The organism is Gracilibacillus halophilus YIM-C55.5 (genome assembly GCF_000359605.1).
GTDB classification, from domain to species: domain Bacteria; phylum Bacillota; class Bacilli; order Bacillales; family Amphibacillaceae; genus Gracilibacillus; species Gracilibacillus halophilus.
The window spans coordinates 1-17,986 of the sequence record NZ_APML01000005.1 but is presented as its reverse complement, the minus strand read 5'-3'; the positions used below and the strand labels follow the sequence as shown (position 1 = coordinate 17,986).

At 37.1% G+C, this 17,986-nt stretch carries 11 protein-coding genes; 4 read left to right on the top strand and 7 right to left on the bottom strand.

Translation table 11 applies throughout. The features are described from left to right. Nucleotides 1-92: 92 nt before the first annotated feature. The gene (locus tag J416_RS01425) at nucleotides 93-2,693 is read right to left on the bottom strand and encodes a DUF5689 domain-containing protein (protein ID WP_003463352.1); all 2,601 of its coding nucleotides are present in this window, start codon (nucleotides 2,691-2,693) and stop codon (nucleotides 93-95) included. A 563-nt stretch (nucleotides 2,694-3,256) separates the two neighbouring features. On the opposite strand from J416_RS01425, the gene J416_RS01420 reads away from it, so the two are divergent. Beyond that, nucleotides 3,257-4,066: a DUF7225 domain-containing protein gene (locus J416_RS01420; RefSeq protein WP_003463351.1), complete on the top strand. Its 810-nt coding sequence runs from the start codon at nucleotides 3,257-3,259 to the stop codon at nucleotides 4,064-4,066. 33 nt (nucleotides 4,067-4,099) lie between these two features. On the opposite strand, the gene J416_RS01415 is transcribed toward J416_RS01420, so the two are convergent. The 4 genes from J416_RS01415 to licT all read right to left on the bottom strand — a co-directional run bounded on the left by J416_RS01415 (nucleotide 4,100) and on the right by licT (nucleotide 9,987). Continuing rightward, nucleotides 4,100-5,050 (bottom strand): formylglycine-generating enzyme family protein, encoded by a 951-nt coding sequence (locus J416_RS01415; protein WP_003463348.1) that lies wholly within the window; start codon nucleotides 5,048-5,050, stop codon nucleotides 4,100-4,102. 78 nt (nucleotides 5,051-5,128) lie between these two features. Next, nucleotides 5,129-6,904: a sulfatase gene (locus tag J416_RS01410; RefSeq protein ID WP_003463346.1), complete on the bottom strand. Its 1,776-nt coding sequence runs from the start codon at nucleotides 6,902-6,904 to the stop codon at nucleotides 5,129-5,131. An 83-nt stretch (nucleotides 6,905-6,987) separates the two neighbouring features. Beyond that, a complete protein-coding gene (locus tag J416_RS01405; RefSeq protein WP_003463344.1) occupies nucleotides 6,988-8,934 on the bottom strand; it encodes a beta-glucoside-specific PTS transporter subunit IIABC in 1,947 nt (648 codons plus the stop codon). Nucleotides 8,935-9,132: 198 nt separating this feature from the next. After that, on the bottom strand, nucleotides 9,133-9,987 hold the full coding sequence (licT, locus tag J416_RS01400) for a BglG family transcription antiterminator LicT (protein WP_003463336.1): 855 nt from the start codon (nucleotides 9,985-9,987) through the stop codon (nucleotides 9,133-9,135). Nucleotides 9,988-10,467: 480 nt separating this feature from the next. Between licT and J416_RS01395 the strand changes: the two genes are divergently transcribed. Together J416_RS01395 and J416_RS01390 are read left to right on the top strand one after the other, a co-directional pair. Beyond that, entirely contained in the window at nucleotides 10,468-11,160 is a 693-nt protein-coding gene (locus J416_RS01395; protein WP_240407234.1) for a sulfite exporter TauE/SafE family protein, read from the top strand. A 37-nt stretch (nucleotides 11,161-11,197) separates the two neighbouring features. Then, nucleotides 11,198-12,088 carry a LysR family transcriptional regulator gene (locus J416_RS01390; protein WP_003463330.1) on the top strand — a complete coding sequence of 297 codons (891 nt, stop codon included), beginning with the start codon at nucleotides 11,198-11,200 and terminating at the stop codon, nucleotides 12,086-12,088. Nucleotides 12,089-12,128: 40 nt separating this feature from the next. On the opposite strand, the gene J416_RS01385 is transcribed toward J416_RS01390, so the two are convergent. Continuing rightward, nucleotides 12,129-15,479: a LamG-like jellyroll fold domain-containing protein gene (locus J416_RS01385; RefSeq protein ID WP_003463328.1), complete on the bottom strand. Its 3,351-nt coding sequence runs from the start codon at nucleotides 15,477-15,479 to the stop codon at nucleotides 12,129-12,131. 640 nt (nucleotides 15,480-16,119) lie between these two features. Here J416_RS01385 and J416_RS14915 point away from each other — a divergent pair. Continuing rightward, nucleotides 16,120-16,623 (top strand): hypothetical protein, encoded by a 504-nt coding sequence (locus J416_RS14915; RefSeq protein WP_003463326.1) that lies wholly within the window; start codon nucleotides 16,120-16,122, stop codon nucleotides 16,621-16,623. Between the two features lie 656 nt (nucleotides 16,624-17,279). On the opposite strand, the gene J416_RS01370 is transcribed toward J416_RS14915, so the two are convergent. Further along, nucleotides 17,280-17,780: a GNAT family N-acetyltransferase gene (locus J416_RS01370; protein WP_003463322.1), complete on the bottom strand. Its 501-nt coding sequence runs from the start codon at nucleotides 17,778-17,780 to the stop codon at nucleotides 17,280-17,282. Nucleotides 17,781-17,986 lie beyond the last annotated feature (206 nt).

Genomic DNA, 17,986 nt, shown 5'->3' with positions numbered 1-17,986 from the left:
TTAATTATGACTATAACATAAAACGCAACGTTTGATGAAGCAGATATAAAAATAAGGAGAGACGTATATCGTTCGTCTCTCCTCTCATATTCCTAATATAACGATTGCCAATATGCGAGATAATCTTCATCTATTTTTTTTCCGGATTGAGCTTCTAGTTGATGAAGGAGTGCATTGGTTTTACCGCGTTGAGACCGGTAGTTCTTCGCTTTTTGTACGTTGTTCGCTTTTTTCTCTAATCGATCAGCGGTTTTGTCATCTTTAATATAACCAAGGGACGCGCCAGCTTCAATTAATTCATCTAACTGGTTCATACCAAGCACTGCTTCTACTGTAAACGTGCGCTGTGCTATATGCCCCATTTCATCTTCCGCTTGCACAACGAGTTCATATTCATCCACTGTAAATTGAAGCGGAGATATAACGGGATTCCCATTCCACTTCTCGCCATCGATTGTTGCAGTAACAGAAGCGAGATCATCATCTACATCTTTGACATCAAGCGAAATTGTTGTAGTTTCCGTAATATCAAAAACTGAGATATTCAGATCTGAAATCGTTGGTGCTGTACCACTTGATTCAATATCATCCATGGAAAGCAGAAGCAATTGATACGTATCGCCGTAAATGGATGCAATACCTGAAACTGAGACCTGATCGCCTTCCTCAAATTGTGATTGAAAATCGGCAAATGAAACACCCGTACGATTATCCACGCGAACACGAGTCGTCTGATTGTTAACCTCAAGATCAAACTCAAAAGCGTTGTAGTAACTCTCGACATTCGCAATAGTACCACCTTCGATCGTCACCCGCTCTGCTTGATTCGAACCATCCAGTACGTCGACTGTTTGATAACCAGGAAGTGACTCTGTTCCCTGTACCTCAATAGAAGTGATGCTAGCCAACTCTTTTAATCCTTGATACGTTGTCAATTCACCAGTTACAGTAACTTTTTGTCCTTTTTCATAACGATTGTCGTGTTGAAAAACATAGATACCACCTGTATCATCCTGTAGATAGAATCCCTGTCCACCAAACGTACCAGGTGCTGATGTAATGACACCTTCGACGGTTGCTTCCGCTCCATTAGCTGTGTTGCGAGCTTCTTGGATTGTCAACATTTCAGGCTCTTGATCAGGGTTTTCACCCGCTTCGCCAAATGCTACGGTTGTTGTATACAAATTATTGCCAGATTGTCTGAGACGAAGATTTGCATCGCCTTCTACTCCATCTTGTACACGAACCGTTAATGATTTAACTGCCGTACCATTTTCATTCGCTGTCACAGAAAATGATGGACTGTATCCATAATAAGATGGCCAACTACCGTCTTCATTTTGCACTTTAGCAATCTGTTGACCACCATCTAAATAGATTCCGACTTCATAACCAGAGACGGTTTGTCCCGGATTTAATCCTTCGACCTTCACATCGATCGTAAACGATTGGTCATTCGGTAAAACATCTGCATGATCGAAAGAATAATTCGGATCTTCCACTGGCTCTTGCTCCGAACCATAAGAACCTGGAGCAAAAGTAGACATATCATACCAATCATAACCTTGAGACGGTTCTGTCCAAGGTTCATCTTCTGGTTGGGTTGTATTTTCTGGAATCTCTTTATCTAGCATGGGAGAAACTTCATCCAATGTGATGTCTGTTTGTTCAAACGTTTGATAATCTTCTTGTTGCGCTAACCAATCTACGATATTCAGTAGTAATTCAGCGTCATCTGCTTCTTGAAAACCATCATACGTTGTTTTCGAGTCACCCGTTTCTTCATTTTGATATTTCGGTGTTGCATCTTCCACTGGTGACGAGTCACCGATGAAAGCGGCTTTTCCATCTTCTTTTTTCGCAATCGCAGCATAAGGACCTTCCGCTTCACCACCACCATGATAAATGCCTTCATCAACAGCCGGTCCCCATTTATCATTCACTGTCAAATTTTCAGGGAGATAAACAATCCCTTTCGCTACATCTGGATTGGTAATCGCAAGGGTGGATCCAGCATGCATCGCTACTTCATCGACCCCTTCTGTAATACCAAATGCATCTGTTGACGCTACAATTTGATCAGCTGTCACAGTGCCTGGTGCATTAAAACGAAAACGAATACCAAATTCATCACTAAGCCAATCTGAACTTTCGACCCCTTGCATCGCTTCCGAAGTTATTTCATCTTCATCCATACCTTTTGTCGGATTCTGATAAGCACCACGGCGGAATCCATTCATAATTTCTGATGAGTCCCAACGATTCTTATTGCGATCAGCATTATAGTGATCTGATATAAAAAAGATACTTCCGCCATTTTCCGTGTACGCCGTCATTGCATCTTGCTCTGATTTCTTAAATGGAATATTCGCTTCTGGAATGATAAACACGTCATATGGAGCTAAATCCTCCAGTTCAATTGGATCTATCTGACGCAGTTCTTTTACATGATACCCATTCTCTGCAATTCCTTCAGCAAAATCAGAAAATGCACCATCAATTACCCAATCTGCTTGTCCAGCTGTTTGACCATGTGTATTATCAAATAACACACTTTTTCCATTTGGGTTTTCAGGGTTGATTTCAGGCGCTGGATCAGTTGGTCCCTCTGCCATAACCATTCCTGGAATAATGAACAACCCAACAAGCAGCGCAAACATAAACGCCATAAATTTGTTCTTACTAACTATCACTACATCCACTCCTTCCTTTGTATATACATTATTCAGTATAAGGAAGAAATTTGTAGACAGTATAAACACAATTTAAAGTTTTGTTAAAATTGTTTATTTATTTTTTATGCACATAAACCAAATATATGGGGCAACCAATCCTTCTTCATTATCTTACAGCTGTTCTTCCGTTATCGTGTCACCGATTTCAAGAACAGGCTTATATTCTCCAAATTCATTGGTCATTTCAACCATAATCACTTTCAATCTCAACCCCTTATACAATATAAGATCCGCCCCATAAACTGCAGAAACGTCAATTTGTGTCAATGTATAACGATGCAATTTAATTGATGGCCCATAAGATTTTCTACTTCTAAATAGTCACTAATGATGGTTGACCATAGAACCTCTCACATAATCCTCCTTTGATTAACACTAATATAAAACCCCTTTTTTGTAAGTTCATGACATTGTATTGGTCAAGAAAAATTCTAATATCACTGGCAGTCAAAATATTTAATATAGATAAGAAATTAGTGTACTATTTAATTAGATTTGTTTTTATGGGTGAGGAGGTTTATATGAATATATTTGATCAGATAAAATATGTATTACAAAATAGAATTAACGAGATTGTTTCTCCTAATGAAATAAAGGAGAAACTCATTAATCAATTTGGGACAAATTCAGATAGTATTATTTTATCTGACTACTGTTACAACCGCTATAATAGTGGTATTGCATTTGATAAGCATATTTTTCAGTACGTTAATCGAAGTTTATATAAATATCTTGGAGAAAATTATCCTTATACGGGTTTGATCTACCACAAACCAAACGGTGGTAATGAAGTCATAGTTGGTGAATGGAAAAATGGTGAGAAGACCTTTTTTGAGACGGATCGTCTTAGATATGACCCATCTAATATTTCTCAATTAAATATGATTAGCAAAGAACAAATTATGAAGCTGTATGAGGAATATAACCAGATATTACAATATGAAATAAAAGCATTAAAATGCAAACCTACCGAACTCCGGCACTTAACTGGTAGAATTGGAGAATTTATTTGCGCCATTAAAACAGATGGCACACTAGCAAAAGAAACAAATCAGCATGGTTATGATGTTATTTGTAATAAAAGAAGAATAAGTGTTAAGACAACTGCTCAATCAACTGGATTTATCTCTATTAATGTAAATACCTTTGAGTACTTTGATGACCTATTTGTGGTACAATATATTCAAGATGATTTTTATGTAATTTATTATGGAGCCAAGGAAGAGATTCTAAAGATAACTAGAAGATACGAAAATACATATGAGATTGATATTAGACGATTAAAAACTCTTGCCAGCAAAATCACAAACGAAAGCTTCTTACCAAATTAATGGTAAGAAGCCTTCGTTACACTGATGAAATATTCAAATATCCACAACGCATCTAAACCCTAAATTTCCTGTAGAACTATCGATTGTGTTGGCGCTACGTGCAGCAACTCGGTAACGATTGCAGTATGATTTATGGCATAAATAAGATCCGCCTCGCGTTACCTTAGGAATTTCGCTATATATTTGCTTTGATGGCTCATTCATCTTGTTGTTAAAATCATTCGAACACCACTCCCAAACATTCCCTGATACATTATATAAGCCATATCCATTCGGCGGAAAAGATGTCGCAGGAGCCGTTCCTAAATAACCATCATCCAATGTATTCTTCTCAGGAAAATCACCTTGCCATATGTTGCAATAATGTTCTCCATTTGGTGTTAACTCATCTCCCCATGGATATCGTTTTTGCTCAAGGCCTCCACGGGCAGCGTATTCCCATTCGGCTTCTGTCGGCAATCGTTTACCAGCCCAATTGCAAAAAGCAACAGCATCATTCCAAGATACATGAATCACTGGATGGTCCCAGCGATCAGTAATTGTTGATCCTGGTCCCTCAGGTTGATACCAATACGCCCCGTCTATTGCTAACCACCATGAAGCACCTGGCACCTGACGACTTTCAACGAGTTGGTCCTTCGTAAGAAAGTGATAGAATACGAAAGACCAGCCAAAGGATTCTGCTTCGGTTTTATATCCTGTTGCATCCACAAACTCCTTGAACTCTGCATTCGTCACGGTATGAGTATCAATATAAAAGGGATCAACTTTCACCTTTCTTACAGGTCCTTCTTCGTCAGACGCAAAACCTTCTTGATCATCTGTTCCCATTAAGAATTCTCCACCATCAAGAAAAACCATCTTGTCTTTAAACTTGAGCGATTCATCCGTTACATAGGGAATTGACTTTTTTGTATCATGATGACTTCCCACTTGTGAACGACTCACAGCACAACAAGAGGATTGATTATGTTCTTTATCCAAAAAAAGCCCCCCTTTCTAGCGACGTAAATACTTTATTACAATGCACTCATTATACAATCGCACCGTCAATTGTACACATTAATCTATTCTCAATGTCATGTCGAGTTGATATAAAATACGCGCTTTTTCTTTTGGCTCCAGGTTCTCTTGAATCCAATTTCTTAATACTTCTTCTGTCACGACATCAATATTCTTCTCAAAATCTGTTTGTAACGATTGAGCGATTGTTGAATCATTGACTGCATTAATTACAGTTAAATACCCATCTTTTATATTGTAGTTTGAAAACTTCAGATTCTTACAGTATGCTTCTTGCTCACGATCTAAAAGTTCATGTTCTTTCCTCAGATCCTCAACCGTATGAATTTGATCTAATCCGTAATAGGTAAATAAGGATGATGGTGCTTCATTTTCAGTCATTATTTCTTTTAATTTATTGATCATTTCAAATTCTTTCTCTATATCATTTAATGGATTTTTTTGTTCGGGATCCTCTTGATAGTTAAACAATTTATTACCAAAACGTTGATAACTCTTTCCCATGAAGTCAGAAGTTTGCATTTTCAAAGTACCGACACCTTTTGTAAACTCAAAGGAATGTTCAAAAACTGCATCTTTTAATTCATCCGTCGTAAAGCGCCTATTCATTCTCATTGGTGACAGTGTATATTCATACAAGTATTCTTCTTTTCCAGGAATTGGCGCTCTCATATAGACGTATTCTTGATCAGCTACATTCACATTGCTTCCAAATGTACCAAACAAAATAGCATCATGATTGACTTCATCTTCAGATTCAATCACATTTCGCAAAGACTTTCCTCGCATAAAATCAGGTCTGTCCAAATGAAAGAATTCCAATATGGTTGCAGGTAGATCAATGTTCTGAGCCAACTGATTTCTTGATTCATTATGCACACCTAATTGCGGATACCAAATAAAGAATGGAAGATGGGCAATCTCGTTATAGACTGGCATAATGTTCTTGCCCCACCAATCATGCTCACCTAATAATAATCCATGATCTGTATTAACGATCAACATCGTATCCTCCCACATATGATGTTCATCCATATAATCGAGTACCTTGCCTAAATAAGCATCACACATTGTCACAAGTGCTTTATAGAAACCTTTCATTTGTTGGGATTGTTCCGTTGAGTAATCATCATGGGAATATAAGAGCCATCCATTAAAGTCATCTTGAGATAGTCCATACATTTGCAAATACTTCTCTGGGACAAAAAAAGGCTCATGTGGGTCAAAACATTCGATTTGTAAGAACCAATTATCCGCATCTTTATTCTCTCGTAGAAACTCCATACCAGCTTCCACCGTGCGATGTAAGAAGTGATCTTCTTCATTCGGCATATGCTCTCTATTAACAAAGTCTTGAGACATACTAGCCATCTTTCTTTTCTTAAATGCCTCTGGAATATGATCTAACCCCTCTATTTCCATATCTTTATCCACTTTTGCTTTCCAGTTATCACCTTCTTGTCCACGAATAAGTTCATAAGAGGAATAACGTGGATGATACGTTGCACCACCATCTCGCCAGTAATGTTTATGATCTGTCACAAGATGCGTATAAATCCCATTCTGCTTTAAAATTTCTGGCATCGAGTCGTCGTAGGGCTCCATGGGTCCCCAGCCACGATGTAAAAAGTTATAACGCCCTGTCTGCATATCTCTTCTTGCTGGCATACAAGGTAAGCTACCAGAAAAGAAATTATTGAATTGTACAGTCTTCTTTTGTAAACGATCGAAATTCGGTGTTTTTATATCAGAAGTTTCATACGCATTTAAACTATTTCTTTTTAACGTATCAAACATGACTTGAATGACTTTCATGCAATATCATCCTTTCCTAACAGTATAAAAAGTATATCAGAAAGAAAGTAAAGCATATACTTTACTTTCTTCATTACACAGATTTAGTTTGTTACTGTTGCAAAACTTTCTTCATGATCATGGCTTTCATTCATAATTGTGATGAGTTTATCCCCTTGATCAACTGTCTCCGTTTCCGAGATAATTAGTTCACTTTGACTATCAAGGTTTGTAATAACAATAGGTGTCGTTGTCGAAAAGCCAGCTTGTTGAATCTGCTCAATATCAAATTCAATCAGCGTTTGACCTTTTTCCACCTTATCTCCTTGTGCTACATATGCTTCGAAAAACTTACCTTCTAACTGCACGGTATCTAAGCCTATATGAATCAATACTTCTGTACCATAATCATCTGTAATCCCTACGGCATGATTCGTTGGAAATATGGCAGACACTGTACCAGCAATCGGTGCCATCAGATTTCCTTCCGTCGGATTAATCGCTGTTCCTTTCCCTAATGCATTCGATGAAAAAGCAGCATCTTTCACTTCAGATAATGCGATCGTATTTCCTGTAAGTGGACTAACGACTTCTTGCTTGTCTTTTTTGGAACCAGTATGAGACTGCTCGTTATTTGTGTTGGAATCATCTGTAGTTTCATTTTTCAAGCCAAAGAAATACGCTAGAATAAATCCAAGTATAAGGTTCACTACCATCGCAACAATACCACCCCAAAAGCCCATATCTAAACCATTAGGACCAATTTTAGAAGGAATACCAAAAATACCTAAACCACCGAGCATATATACTTTCGTACCCATTAATCCCATAATTCCTCCACCAACTGCTGAGGTAATGAGGGTGAGAATAAAAGGTCTTTTTAAAGGTAATGTAATTCCATAAATCGCTGGTTCTGAGACACCGAAAATACTCGAAATCGCCGCAGGAATACTCAATGTTTTCGTATTTTGATTTTTTGTCTTGACCATAACCCCTAATACTACACCTGTTGTTGCAAGTGATGTTGCCGATACATATGCTAAGATTGGATCAGACCCTGCCACACTTAAATTGTTAAGTCCAATTGGAATAAATCCCCAGTGAAGTCCAAACATGACAAGAACTTGCCAAAATCCACCGAGAACTAAACCTGCGATCACGGGACTGATTTCAAATACCCAATTCGAGGCATTCCCTAGTATTAAACCTAACCAAGTAGCAACTGGCCCAATGACAATAAATGCAACTGGTACAATAATCAATAATGTGAAGAATGGTACCAAAAATGTCTTTACAACACTCGGTATAATTTTGGTTAACCATTTTTCGATCTTCGATGCGACAAAAGTAGATAAAATAATTGGAATAACCGAAGATGAATAAGTCATTAAAATGACTGGTATTCCGAGAAACGTAATGTGAACAGGTGACTCAAGGATCGTTCCTGAAAATAACGTATACAATGGATCACCATTTTCTAAATTACTCATCGCTGGATAGACTAGCGCTCCACCAATCGCCATCCCTACAAATTGATTTCCATTAAATTTCTTCATAGCTGTAAGACCAAGGAAAATAGGGAAAAAGTAAAATAGCGAATCGCCTACAGCCTGCAAAATATTATATGTTCCACTTGATTCAGCATATAATCCTAATGAAAGAAATAATGCGTTAAAGCCCTTAATCATCCCTGTAGCTGCTAAGACACCAAGAGTTGGAGCAAAAATTCCTGAAATAATATCAATTAATTTGTTAAATAACCCTTGTTGTTCCCCTTCATCATCGTCTGCATCTTCTTGAGATTCAAAACCTCCAACCTGTTGTACGGCCTTGTATACATCAGGTACATGATTTCCAATAACAACTTGGTATTGACCACCACTTTTCATGACCGAGACAACACCATCCATACTTTCTAAAACTTCTGTATTTGCTTTATCCTCATCCTTCAACTTAAAGCGCAGTCGTGTGACACAATGGACGACGCTCTTTACATTCTCTTTGCCACCGACATTTTCTATAATGTCTTTTGCTAGCTGTTCGTATTGCATGGTAAATCCCTTCTTTCTGTATTTTTTATATTAAAAAAACCTGAGATAATCCTAACCACACACTTGTGTCGGTTAAAGATCAGCTCAGGTTATGCCCATAATAGGTAACATGCCTTCGATTAAAGTTGTCATTTATCAATAAATAAATTATTTTCACTCTTTCATAACACTTGAATAAAATAAGTCCACCTTGAGATTTTAGCTTTTTTCATTTTTCTGTCGGTCTGTGACCCTGTTAATGTGAACAGTTAAATAGATTTCTTCATCCTTCGAGAGATCCCAATTCAAATTATTTTTTAAATATGTTGCAATTTTTGCTGTGCAATCATAACTCTCTGTATAATTGGCTTTGATTTGTTCATAGAAGAATAAATCAGCATTCTCCTCTGGCTTTTCATTACGAATGAGACGAATGGCAAAAAAGCGGAGATGCGTTAGAAACCTTTCATAATTGACTGATTCCTCATCTAACTCTATTTTAAAATGATACTTCACGATACTGATAATTGTATCTACGATCTCCGTAATGCGGAAAGCAGTTTTCATATTCTCACCGGATAATTGACTATTAACTAAATGTAAAGCAATTGTAGCGGCTTCATCATCCCCAAGACGGACATCTGTCTTTTTCTCAATAACTTCTAGACATTTTAAAGCAAGTTGATATTCTAATTTATAATACTTCCTAATTTCCCAGGCAAGTGGATTTTTTAATTCAACGCCTTTTTTATATCTGGATACAGCAAAGCTGATATGGTCAGTTAAAGCAATATATAGATATTCATCCAACTTATAGGAAAGCTTTGATTGTGCATATTCATAAAACTGTGCAGCAATATTCAAGTAAATTTCTGAGGTACCCATCAATACTTTGGCGATTTTGTCGGAAATTCCTTTGGTCTGTAAAACAAATGTTTTTCTTATTTTTGATGTATCAATTTCATCGCCTTCCTTTTTGTGAAATGCTAATCCTTTTCCCATTACAATTACTTGCTGATTTAACTCATTATAAGAAACAACAACATTGTTATTTAAAACTTTTCGTATCCTCATCTCTCCCCTCCCCTCTTGATATCTTTACTTACAAAATTGATTCAAATAAAAAAACCTAAATTTGCACATCAACATCCCTAAAAGGTACTGTTAGACGCCAAATTTAGGTTTTGCCTATTTCTTGAATAGTAACAATCCTAATGATTTAATTTGTTGAACTTATACTAGCATATGAAAATTTGTGTTGCAAGCCCTTTCTTTTACGTAATATTTTCATCATTCTCAATATATGACCTCTACCATCGGGGTTATAGGCACATAGAAATATACCTATATCTTTTCGTTATAACCTATTCAAAGGCGTTATTATCACAATAATTCAACATTTGCTATGATAAATTTATCGATCAATCAACTAATGTTTAGACCATCGGAGTTGTTACGAATGTTTATCATTTACTTTATTGTCGGGCTTTTCGCTTCTACACTTGGATCCATTGCTGGTCTAGGTGGTGGCGTCATTATTAAGCCGTATTAGATGTGCTTGGAGATTTTGATTTAGCCACTATTGGTGTTTTATCGTCGGTGACTGTTTTGTCTATGGCGATCTCTTCTTTATTAAAAAGCAGTAAAAATACAAATCTGCATATTAATAAAGAGATTAGTTCACTCATTGCTATCGGCTCCATCTTGGGTGGTCTAGCCGGGAAACTCAGTTTTAATCTACTTGTCTTATCAATGGATATCCCTTCTATTACAGCAATCACGCAATCAACGATATTAGCCAGTTTACTTCTGCTCATCTATATGTATTTTAAAAAGAAAGCTCAATTAAAATCTTTTGTTCTTACAAACAAACTAGTTATATTGAGTGTCGGCTTCTCTTTAGGATTTCTATCCGCATTTCTTAGCATCGGTGGCGGGCCGCTGAATGTTGCCATGTTAGTCTTGCTATTTTCCATGAAGGGCAAGGATGCTGGCATTAATTCGATTTTTATCATCTTTTTTTCACAGTTATCGGCACTTGTGTTGATTTTATTCACAACAGGTTTTAATGATTATCATTTGTCGATGCTTTATTTTATGATACCAGGCGGAATTATGGGCGGTATTATCGGTTCTCATATTGTAACGAAGCTAACAAATTCAATGGTAGAAAAGATATTCAACGTGAGCATCCTTTTCATTATCTGCATAAATCTATACAATATAGTTAAAATAGCCCTTCTGTAACATATAAGGGTCTATGTCTGTTAAGGAGGAATCTCTCTTGAACATCTCCACATTACAAATGTTCTGTTTAGTTGTTGATGTTGGGAGCATTAGCCAAGCCGCTAAACTATCTTATGTTTCACAACCGGCTGTCACTAAACAAATCCATCAACTAGAGAGTGCATATGATGCATTATTATTCTACCGAAAAGATGGACGATTAATACTCACTGAAAATGGAAAAACATTATATCCATTTGCTAAAGCCATTGTCGAAGATTTCAAACGCTCCAAGAATACAGTTAGTGCGAGTAACAAAGGGTATCATGAAACGTTAAAAGTCGGCGCCAGCTATACAATTGGTGAATACTTATTGCCTGGTCTATTAGGGAGATTTAAAAAGAAACAGCCAGAAATCAACCTATCTCTTTTAGTTGAGAATACACCACGCGTGTTAGAAGCTTTATCTAACGGAGTGATCGATCTAGCTTTAGTCGAAGGAATTGTTACGGATGAAGAGTTACAAGTTAGGAATATGGCTGAAGATGAGTTAATCTTAATTCATTCTCCTGATCATGCTTGGAAAGATCGTGACACCATTACGATTCAGGAACTATCCAACGAGAGAATGTTATGGAGAGAACCTACATCAGGTACTCGATTAATTATAGAAAATTTCTTAAAAGAGTATAATATGCTAGATAAAATTGAATATGATATGGACCTTGGAAGTACACAAGCCATTAAAAGTGCGGTTGAGAACAATTTGGGCGTAAGTATTGTTTCAAGTCTAACGGTTACGCGCGAGCTAGAGCAAGGATTTATCTGTGAAACAAAAATAAAAGACGTTGAATTCAAACGAAACCTTTGGCTTGTCACAAAGAAACAACGATTTAACAAAGCAAGTTCCGATGAATTTATAGACTTTATTCAAAACCGAAACAGGTAACAACCTCCCCACTCAGAAAATAGGGAGGTTGTTATTCATGTTACTGATTCATTTGTTGCTTGCGTCTGGCGAAATACAGGATAGCACCACCTGCAATCGTTAGTAGTAACCCAAATAAGAGCCAACGATACTGATTGGTTGCTGTATCTGGTAAGGTTTCACCCTCTGTTTCCGCTTCTTCCTCTTCCGTTGACGTAGAGTCATTATTGGAATCACCATCACTTGATCCTTCGTCGTTGGTTCCATCTTCTGTCGATCCTTCGTCATTGCCAGAGCCATCGCCTGTTTGTTCACTTGCTACTTCATATACACCATACATACTGAAGTGCTCAACATTAGCGACTACTTCTCCTGTTGAGAGATCGATTCGCTCAGGAGTTATTTCTTCTTGCTTCACACCGTTTTCATCAATGTAGAAGACTTTCACGTTTTCCTGATTTGTCACCCTGTCTCCGTTAATTGGAATCGATAAAGTAATCGGATCATTAAAGTCCAACTGTTCCCCGTTCGATTGTAACGAGAAATCATAAAGGGTGCTAATAGCATCCGCATGGTCTACTTTCACATCCGCTACCTCATCGACCGTAAATGTAATATCACCTTTACCTTGTACATTGGAAACAGGTATTGTTGCTTGTACATTTTCAAACGTTAACGCAATAGAATCTGATTCATTTAACTGATCGATAACAGATTTTTTTATTTCGACTTGATTCGCCGTCATAACTGCTTGGTAAGCTTGATCATGTTTTTCTAAATCACCGATTGATTCAATAACATGATCTTCCGTTTCTTCATTTTCTTCATTATCTGAAGAGTCATCTTCTTCATTGTCTGAATTGATCACACGTTGATAGTAATCATTGACCTCATCCGCTGAAAGCACTTGGTTCTGATACACCTTCAACTCGTCCATCAGGCCTTTAAATGGTGTGTCCCAATAATTCACACCTAAAGCGAATTGCGCATCAGTTGTTGTAAAAATGTGAGGGAAATTTTGATCAGAAAATTTCTCTTCCCCATTAATATAAACTTTCGCCTCACCTTCGTTTGCAGTAAAGGCAACATGCGTCCATTCGGCTTCAGGAATGATACCGTCACTTGTTGCATCATACCAATCACTTCCGTTATGGGACCATACTTTCGTGACACCTTCACCATTCGGCACAAGACTGATCCAGTTATTTTCCGTGCGAGCACCAAAGAAAGTCGTTGTAAATTCAGTAATTTCCTCGGGTTTCATCCATAAAGAAATAGAATATTTATCGTCGGCTATCAAACCATTTGGTAAGCGCAGCCCTGATTCACCATTAAATTTCGCAGCCTGTCCGACGATACCTTCGCCAAATGTCACTTCACCACCCGTATTATTGATCCGATTTCCCGTAATCGTCGCATCTTCTTGATGGCCTGACTGATCAGTGAATCCATCATTAAAATCATAGTCGGCGATTAAGCCACCTTCTTTTTCTTGTGGCACGGTGACTGGTATAGTCAAGTTTTCTGTAGCATCCCCTAATTGAATGGTTGCTGTTAATTCGACCTGAACATCCTCAGAGCTAGATGGGGGACGATTCACCTCACCTTCTGATGAAATCACATCAGGATGTGTCGATTTCCAATCAATCTTAGCCCCTTGTGTCGCTAATGTTTGCAACGTAAGATCGGAAACCACTTGTTCAGGAATAGTTGATGCTAATTCCTCTTTAATGCTACTCACAATTTCTTGATCCGGTTTTTCCTCTACATGACTTCCCCAAACAACGACACCTTCATTTGACATCCCACTTAACGTCATCACCCATTTTTCCGTAGTAGGATTATATTGGCGAATGAACACACCATCATATGTTTCGCCGTCAATCGTCAATTTCGCACGATAATCGTCATAGCGCTCCCATGTACCCGTTACTGCACCAGAAATCGTCTGATCTTCATTCAATGTAATCCAGGTTGATTCGGTTAAATCGCTTGTAATCTCTTTTCCATGATTAATGTACTTGTAATGTCCTTGTACTTCTTCGTCTGTAACTGGCTCAATTTCTTCTCCTGCATAATGATACGGTGTTGGGACCGGCCAGTCGTTACTGTTTTTAAATGTTTGATGGACACGAACTTCATGCATTTCACCTTGTTCAGGAAACCGAGTATGTGTCACAATAAATTCTTTGTTAAGCTCTTCATCTATTAAATATGAATTGTGACCTGGCGCCATATAACCCGTACCTATACCAGATCCTTCTTCACCTAAATCTCGCTTAAATAGATAATTGCCCATCATTTTATTACCGATGTTTTTATGATCATCATTTCCCGGGAAATTTCCTACGCCCTGATCAAAACTTTCTGGGAAAACCGCTTCATTTCCAGCTGCATCGACATATGGACCATCAATATTTTCAGATCTGAATTGTCTCATCTGATAACCACCGTCAGATGCTAATCCACCATACGTAATATAAAGGTAGTAATAATCAGTCTCTTCATCATAAACGGCATACGTACCTTCACCTGATCGTCCATAACCACCAGCAATTTTTGTACCATAATACCGATCAATCATCCGACCATCAGACGTTTCTCCATCTTCTCCAGGATAAATCGGTGTACCCGTTTCCTTATCCAATTGTAAGATAAACGTTCCACCCGACCATGAGCCATACGTCATATATAAGTCGCCATTCTCGTCATAAAGAATATTCGGGTCGATCGCATTGGTATAACGTGCATTGTTAAAATTACCATCTTCCGTAAACCAATCTTGATTCACTTCATCAATTGTACCATTATCAATCAGCTCTGATAGATTTGTATTTTCCCAATGCTTATTCACATCACTATTGTCATCATAAGTTTCATAGTTAGTGAAACCGGAGTAAACCATCGTATCGACATACTCATACGGGCCTTCCACATCCTTTGATACAGCCACACCCATAGCTGAACGGATATATGTAGAAGAGACACTGTAATACAACATATATGCACCAGTTGAACCATCTTCCCACACATAATCTTTATTCCAGAAGATATCTGGTGCCCATACTGCAAATCCCCCTGCGCTATCAGCATCATCTTCCCCTGCCCATGCAAATGATTCAGACAGGTTCTCAGATAAATTACCATATATAGGATTATTTTCAGGTGTTTGATATTCCCTATCGACAATGGAATTCCAATTACTTAAATCTGATGATTCAGCCACAGCAATATGTGAACCAAATACATAATACTTTCCATTTTTCGCTTTTATGACAGACGGATCGTGAACAGAAGCACGATCAAAATCAATTGATTCCGAATCACTCTTTTCTTCAGCAAGCAAAGTACTTGGCAATAATAAAAGAGCGATCAAACATGCAACGAAACTTATTTGAAAAAAACGCTTCATTATTATTTTTCTCCTCCCTAACATCAATGTAAACGCAATCATTTTTTATAAAATTGCTACTTATTATAAAAGCTTTTTCCATTTTTGCGATTAAAGAGAAAACATTCTAAGATGACTTGTTGAGTAATGTGGGTGTCTCTAGGGTGATTCATAATACATGTGAAACTTTTGAGGGTAATCATTGAAACGGAACGTATAAGTTGGTTCGCAAGTGATCTAAATTATTGCGATTCATTCACCTCCTCTAAACAAATATGTACTTACAAGTTAACCGCTTACATTATAAGATACTATAATCTCATCAATATCTCAAGGTCAAAATTCAATTTTTATATCTATCATTCGATTCATTTCTGTATAAATGTTTGTCACGTAACCGTTAGCTTGTCCGAATATAGGTTGATGAAAGGAAATAACCAAAAAGTCTATATTCGGTTTTTCTAACAATCTTATTACTAGAAAAAGTGATTTTGCTAGTTAAAAAATCTTTATATGTTGACAAATTCACTATTGAAGTATTGATTTTTCACTTTTTACCTCATATGAAGCGATTGATAGGATAGCTACAACGGAGCATGATCTTCCATTTATTGTAACCATGGAATCATGTTTCCAAAAATATTCGAAAGAGGTGTGAAAAATGGGGTTAGATATGGGACTATTCGCTGTTCCAAAAATTGAAGGCATGGATTTGCACCAGATGTTGAACATCGAAAATAAGTTGAGTGATTTAGATAGAACAGATAGGCAACTCTATCAAAAGGTGAAAAAGTATATGACAACTTATGAATTATTTGGCAATGAATATCTGACGATTATTTCTAAAGTGATGTACTGGCGAAAGGCAAACCATATCCACAATTGGTTTATTCAGCATACCATGAATGGCATCGACGATAACCCAGCTATCACTGAAGTGAAGGAACAAGATATTCGTAACCTTTGCTATGACTGTGCAAGTGTATTGCAAGATGAATCAAGAGCCACAGAGATCTTACCTACGTTACCAGGTCCCTTCTTTGGAAGTACTGCATATGACTCCTTTTATTTATACGAAATCGAAAGAACCCTCGATAAGCTGAGCGATGAACTAAGTTCAACCTTTTTCCAGAAAAACTACGTCGTATACCAAAGTTGGTGGTAGCAAAATGCTGATCATCGCTTTGATGATCAGCATCATTTTCTTGCTTAAAATCAACCTATTTGAGTTTCAATCAGTACGATAAATTACACTTAGCTGATTCTTTTTTGTGAGCAAAAGTTCGATTCATTCAGATTTGTTGTTTATTAAAGAGCAATTTTTAAACACTTCAGCGGTTCAAGACCTTTACAGTAGATCCCTGCTCCCTTTTTTCTTTCGATAACAAAGCCTATATTTATGCAACCTTAAAAAGTGTCCATTCGCTATAAACCCTGTAAAATAGAGGGTTTTTAAGGATTATCATTAATGGACACATATATTGTTTAAAACAGGTTTAAAAATGTTGTAAAGATTTGCTTTTCTGTATCGAAATTCTTTTAGTTCAGCTTGTTTAATTTGGACACTTTTTTGGGGTTGGCTGTTTTCGTAAAAGAGTGCTATTCCACAATCGGGCGCGAATGTTGAAGAAACCCCATTTTCATCAAAACAACTACCTTTGAGAAAATAGCCTTTTTTTCGATCATCCATATATGGATATAACCAGTGTTATATTTAGGTTAGATAGGGGAAAGAGTTGATAAACAAAGGACCGCACATTTAAGATATGTCTAATATGTGCGGTCCTTTGTTTATTTTCTTATTCAACTAACGCCACTCTCCTAAAGATATAAAACCATATGCTCTTCATCATAATATGTATCACCAAACTTTAATGCTCTTTTCTCATGTCCAAACACCTCAAAACCTATTGAAGAATATAGCCTTTTAGCTGGATAATTAGTTGTGACAACAGTTAAATATATTTGCTCTATATCTTCTAAGCTAACCGCCTTTTGAATTGCTTTTGATACTAAAGCCTTTCCTATTCCATCACCACGTTTTTCTGGACTAACATACATCGCTACAATATTCGCTCGATGCCTTAACTTAATCAACTGTTCCTTAACCAACGTAATAACTCCCACGAGTTGATAATCGTCAAATGCACCAAATGTAAATGAATTTTGGGGTGTTTCAAACCTATTTTTGTATTTTTCTACTGGTTGGTCTTTCTCCTCTTCATAACTAGATGCAAATGCACCTGGGCTATTTTGCAATGCTTCAAGTCTTATAGTAAGGTACTTTTCAGCGTCTCTAGAATCTAATTGCTTTATTTCCATTCTTCTCTCTCCTCATTTAATTGTGTTACTTTCATTTTACATTAAATTAAAAAGATAAAGCTTATTAAACTAATCAGTCCAAATATTGAATGAGCGTATCTGCTTATTCCAGATACGCTACCCGTAATTGAATAAGCATATCTAAAATCAATCAAATTGAAATGATTCAGTCCTTTCATCACCTGAAATTTGGACAATTACACTTT

Excerpts from the sequence above, each read along its gene's own strand:
- J416_RS01405 (WP_003463344.1), bottom strand. The coding sequence starts at position 8,934 with ATGCAATACGAACAGCTAGCAAAAGACATTATAGAAAATGTCGGTGGC.
- J416_RS01385 (WP_003463328.1), bottom strand. The coding sequence starts at position 15,479 with ATGAAGCGTTTTTTTCAAATAAGTTTCGTTGCATGTTTGATCGCTCTT.
- J416_RS14915 (WP_003463326.1), top strand. The coding sequence starts at position 16,120 with ATGGGGTTAGATATGGGACTATTCGCTGTTCCAAAAATTGAAGGCATG.
- J416_RS01420 (WP_003463351.1), top strand. The coding sequence starts at position 3,257 with ATGAATATATTTGATCAGATAAAATATGTATTACAAAATAGAATTAAC.
- licT (WP_003463336.1), bottom strand. The coding sequence starts at position 9,987 with ATGAGGATACGAAAAGTTTTAAATAACAATGTTGTTGTTTCTTATAAT.
- J416_RS01410 (WP_003463346.1), bottom strand. The coding sequence starts at position 6,904 with ATGAAAGTCATTCAAGTCATGTTTGATACGTTAAAAAGAAATAGTTTA.
- J416_RS01370 (WP_003463322.1), bottom strand. The coding sequence starts at position 17,780 with ATGGAAATAAAGCAATTAGATTCTAGAGACGCTGAAAAGTACCTTACT.